General features: G+C 70.1%; 4 protein-coding genes. 3 read left to right on the forward strand and 1 reads right to left on the reverse strand.

Features of this window, described 5'->3' with window-relative positions:
- Nucleotides 1-160 precede the first annotated feature (160 nt).
- The 3 genes from AB0D74_RS50240 to proC all read left to right on the forward strand — a co-directional run bounded on the left by AB0D74_RS50240 (nucleotide 161) and on the right by proC (nucleotide 2629).
- Entirely contained in the window at nucleotides 161-970 is an 810-nt protein-coding gene (locus AB0D74_RS50240) for an ABC transporter ATP-binding protein (protein WP_362603372.1), read from the forward strand.
- On the forward strand, nucleotides 967-1740 hold the full coding sequence (locus AB0D74_RS50245; RefSeq protein WP_362603375.1) for an ABC transporter permease: 774 nt from the start codon (nucleotides 967-969) through the stop codon (nucleotides 1738-1740). The genes AB0D74_RS50240 and AB0D74_RS50245 overlap by 4 nt, the downstream gene beginning before the upstream one ends.
- Before the next feature lie 76 nt (nucleotides 1741-1816).
- Nucleotides 1817-2629, forward strand: a complete 813-nt coding sequence (proC, locus tag AB0D74_RS50250; protein WP_362603378.1) for a pyrroline-5-carboxylate reductase — start codon at nucleotides 1817-1819, stop codon at nucleotides 2627-2629.
- Nucleotides 2630-2744: 115 nt separating this feature from the next.
- Here the strand turns inward: proC and trpS are convergent, their stop codons facing one another.
- Nucleotides 2745-3803, reverse strand: coding sequence for a tryptophan--tRNA ligase (trpS, locus tag AB0D74_RS50255; RefSeq protein WP_362603381.1), 1059 nt, complete (start codon nucleotides 3801-3803; stop codon nucleotides 2745-2747).
- Nucleotides 3804-4349 lie beyond the last annotated feature (546 nt).

Raw genomic sequence — 4349 nt, forward strand, 5'->3', positions numbered from 1 at the left:
GGGCGCTGCAGCTGACGTGGCTACCCAGCTGCGGGCAGGCGTGCCGCAGGGCGGCACGGGTGGGCGCGGGGGCACCCGGCCAGCGCCGGTGAGCGACCCCACCCCTCCCGGCCACCCCGTCCCCTTGACGGTCCACCCCCTCCCGAGCATTATTCATCACATGGTGAATTACTCGCCGGAGCCGTCCCAGGCCCCCGGCAACCCCGCCCTGCCCTCCGCCGTCCAGGCCGAAGGACTCACCGCGGTCCGCGGCCCCCGAACCGTCCTGCGCGGCCTCGACTTCACCGTCCCGCGCGGTCAGATCACCGGCCTCCTCGGCCCCTCCGGATGCGGCAAGTCCACCCTGATGCGCGCCGTCGTCGGCACCCAGGCCAAGGTCACCGGCACCCTGAACGTCCTCGGCCGCCCCGCCGGCCACCCCTCCCTGCGCACCCGCATCGGCTACGTCACCCAAGCCGCCTCCGTCTACGACGACCTGACCATCCGCCAGAACCTCGACTACTTCGGCTCGATCCTCGACCCCACCCGCCCCGCCTCCGCCCGCCGCGCCGACGTCGACCGCGTCCTCGGCGAAGTCGACCTCACCAGCCACGCCGACGCCCTCGCCGGCAACCTCTCCGGCGGCCAGCGCAACCGCGTCTCCCTCGCCGTCGCCCTGCTCGGCAGCCCCGAGCTCCTCGTCCTCGACGAACCCACCGTCGGCCTCGACCCCGTCCTGCGCCGCGACCTCTGGAACCTCTTTCACTCCATCGCCGCCACCCGCGGCGCCACCCTCCTCATCTCCTCCCACGTCATGGACGAGGCCGAGCGCTGCCACCGCCTGCTCCTCATGCGCGAGGGCGAGATCCTCGCCGACGACACCCCCGAGGCCCTGCGCACCCGCACCGGCTCCGACACCGTCGAGGCCGCCTTCCTCCACCTCGTCGACGAAGCCGACGCCACCTCCCGCACAAAGGAATCGGCACGATGACCACTCAGCCGGCCACCATCCCCGTCAGCGCCCTGAACCTCTCCCGCACCACCGCCACCGCCGCCCGCGTCCTGCGCCAGCTCCGCCACGACCCCCGCACCATCGCGCTGCTGATCCTCATCCCCTGCCTGATGCTGGTCCTGCTCCGCTACGTCTTCGACGGCAGCCCGCACACCTTCGACAACATCGGCGCCTCACTCCTCGGCATCTTCCCGCTCATCACGATGTTCCTGGTGACCTCCATCGCCACCCTCCGCGAACGCACCTCGGGCACCCTCGAACGCCTCCTCGCCATGCCCCTCGGCAAAGCCGACCTCATCGCCGGCTACGCCCTCGCCTTCGGCATCCTCGCGATCATCCAGTCGGCCCTCGCCACCGGCCTCGCCGTCTGGCTCCTGGGCCTCGACGTCACCGGCTCCCCCTGGCTCCTGCTCCTGGTCGCCCTGCTCGACGCCCTGCTCGGAACGGCCCTCGGTCTCTTCGTCTCGGCCTTCGCGGCCTCGGAATTCCAGGCGGTCCAGTTCATGCCCGCGGTGATCTTCCCCCAGCTCCTCCTCTGCGGCCTCTTCACTCCCCGCTCCGAGATGCACCCCGCCCTCGAAGCCGTCTCCGACGTCCTCCCCATGTCCTATGCCGTCGACGGCATGAACGAGGTCCTCCACCACACCGACATGACCGCCACCTTCGTCAGGGACGTCCTGATCGTCGCCGGCTGCGCCCTGCTGGTCCTGGCCCTCGGAGCGGCCACCCTGAGGCGACGCACGGCCTAGCCACCACCGCCCCCGCCGAAGTCCGGCCAGCGGACAGACGGCCCCCGCCCCGACCCCCGGTGCCAGACTGAACCGCATGAGTCAGAAAGTCGCAGTCCTCGGCACCGGCAAGATCGGCGAAGCCCTGCTCAGCGGAATGATCCGCGCCGGCTGGGCCCCTGCCGACCTCCTGGTCACCGCCCGCCGCCCCGAACGGGCCGAAGAACTCCGCGCCCGCCACGGAGTCACCCCGGTCACCAACCCCGAGGCCGCGAAGACCGCCGACACCCTGATCCTCACGGTCAAGCCCCAGGACATGGGCACCCTCCTCGACGAACTCGCCCCGCACCTCCCCGCCGACCGCCTCGTCATCAGCGGCGCCGCGGGCATCCCCACCTCCTTCTTCGAGGAGCGCCTCGCCACCGGCACCCCGGTCGTCCGCGTCATGACGAACACCCCCGCCCTCGTCGACGAGGCCATGTCCGTCATCTCCGCCGGCACCCACGCCACCGAGGCCCATGTCGCCCACGCCGAGGAGATCTTCGGCGCCGTCGGCAAGACCCTCCGGGTGCCCGAGTCCCAGCAGGACGCCTGCACCGCCCTCTCCGGCTCGGGCCCGGCGTACTTCTTCTACCTGGTCGAGGCCATGACCGACGCAGGCATCCTGCTCGGCCTGCCCCGCGACAAGGCCCACGACCTCATCGTCCAGTCCGCGATCGGCGCCGCGGTGATGCTCCGCGACAGCGGTGAACACCCCGTCAAGCTCCGCGAGAACGTCACCTCGCCGGCCGGCACCACCATCAACGCCATCCGCGAACTGGAGAACCACGGCGTCCGCGCCGCTCTCATCGCCGCCCTCGAAGCCGCCCGCGACCGCAGCCGCCAACTCGCCTCCGGCAAGAAGGACTGACCGCCCGCCGTAGACCGAAGGGGCCCGCCGTAGACCGAAGGGGCGCCAGATCGCGGTGTCCTGGAGCGCTGCTCCAGGACACCGCCACCCACCTGAGCCAGGAATCCCTACGCGCCTACAACGCCGCGTTCAACGCGGGCTCGGCTGTCGCCGCCCTCGGCCCCGCCCCCGAGACGGCGCCGGGCGGCAACAGCCCGATCGCCCGATAGGCGGTATCGACGATCGGCCGGGCGATCGCCCGAGCCTTCTCCGCTCCATGCCGCAGCACCCCCTCCACGTATCCCGGATCGGCACACAACTCCTTGTGCCTGGCCCGAACGGGCCTCAGCGTCTCCAGCACCGCCTCCGCGGTGGCCTGCTTCAGAGCGCCGTACGAATCGTGAACGGTTGCCAGTGACTCAGGGTTCCCACCTGTGCACGCAGCGAGAATCTCCAGCAGATTCGCGACCCCTGGCCGCTCCTCCCGGTCGTACACGACCTCCCGCCCGCTGTCGGTCACGGCCCGCATCACCTTCTTGCGGATCACGTCCGGCTCATCGAGCAGATAGACGATCCCCGGCCCGGAGTCGTCGCTCTTCCCCATCTTCGCCGTCGGATCCTGCAGGTTCATCACCCGCGCCGCCACCGCCGGCACGGTCGCCTTCGGCACCACGAACGTGTGCCCGTACCGCTGGTTGAACCGCACCGCGAGATCCCGCGTCAGCTCCACGTGCTGCGCCTGGTCGTCCCCGACCGGCACCTCGTCCGCCCCATAGGCCAGGATGTCCGCCGCCATCAGCGCCGGATACGTCAACAGGGACAGCCGCACCCCCCGCCCACGCGCCCCCTCGCTCGCGACCTTCTCCTTGTACTGGATCATCCGCCGCATCTCACCGTCGGTCGCCACGCACTCCATGACGTACGACAGCCGGGTGTGCTCGTCGACATGGCTCTGCACGAACACGGTGCACAGCTCCGGATCCAGCCCCGCCGCCAGCAGGAGCGTCGCCGCCTGCCGGGTGAGCCTGCGCAGCCGGGCCGGATCGTGGTCCACGGTCATGCCGTGCAGATCGACGACGCAGAACAGCGCGTCGGCCTGGTGCTGGTCCACGGCAGCCCACTGGCGCATGGCCCCCAGGTAGTTCCCCAGAGTCAGGTGCCCGGTCGGCTTGATCCCGCTGAAGACCCGTGTCATTCCCTCTCCACCTCCTGGTCGAGACCGCCGTCCCTGCGGCCGGCCCTCTGAGGTTCTGGAGGGAGAAACACGAACGGCCGCCGAAGCGGCGGCCGTTGATTACGTACGTGAGCACGGGCCGCCGTCAGGCGGGCCACCACTGCTGGGTACACGTACGCGTAGTCATGCCGTCCACCCTACGCCGCCGGGGTGCCGTCCCGCCGCAAGTTGACACACCCCAACCGGATACGTAGTGTTCTCCGAGTTGTCCGACGTGAGCGCCGACCCCGGTCGGTCCCCGGACAGCCACTCCGCAAGTACCTACCAGTAATCGGCGACACGTCGTCGACTGCTTCTGCGTGCGTATTTACGGAATGAGGAATCCACGTTCGAAAGGACGCGGCCCCCGATTAGCTCGGAGGCCGGGAATCCGCTAAAGTCTCACTCGTCGGAACGGCCCACCAGCCGCGAAGACAACACCCGCTGACTGGGAATCAGACGCCGAAAGGATCTGATAGAGTCGGAACCGCCGGAAAGGGAAACGCGAGAGCGGAAACCTGGAAAGCA

This window comes from Streptomyces sp. NPDC048278 (assembly GCF_040652195.1).
Classification (GTDB): domain Bacteria; phylum Actinomycetota; class Actinomycetes; order Streptomycetales; family Streptomycetaceae; genus Streptomyces.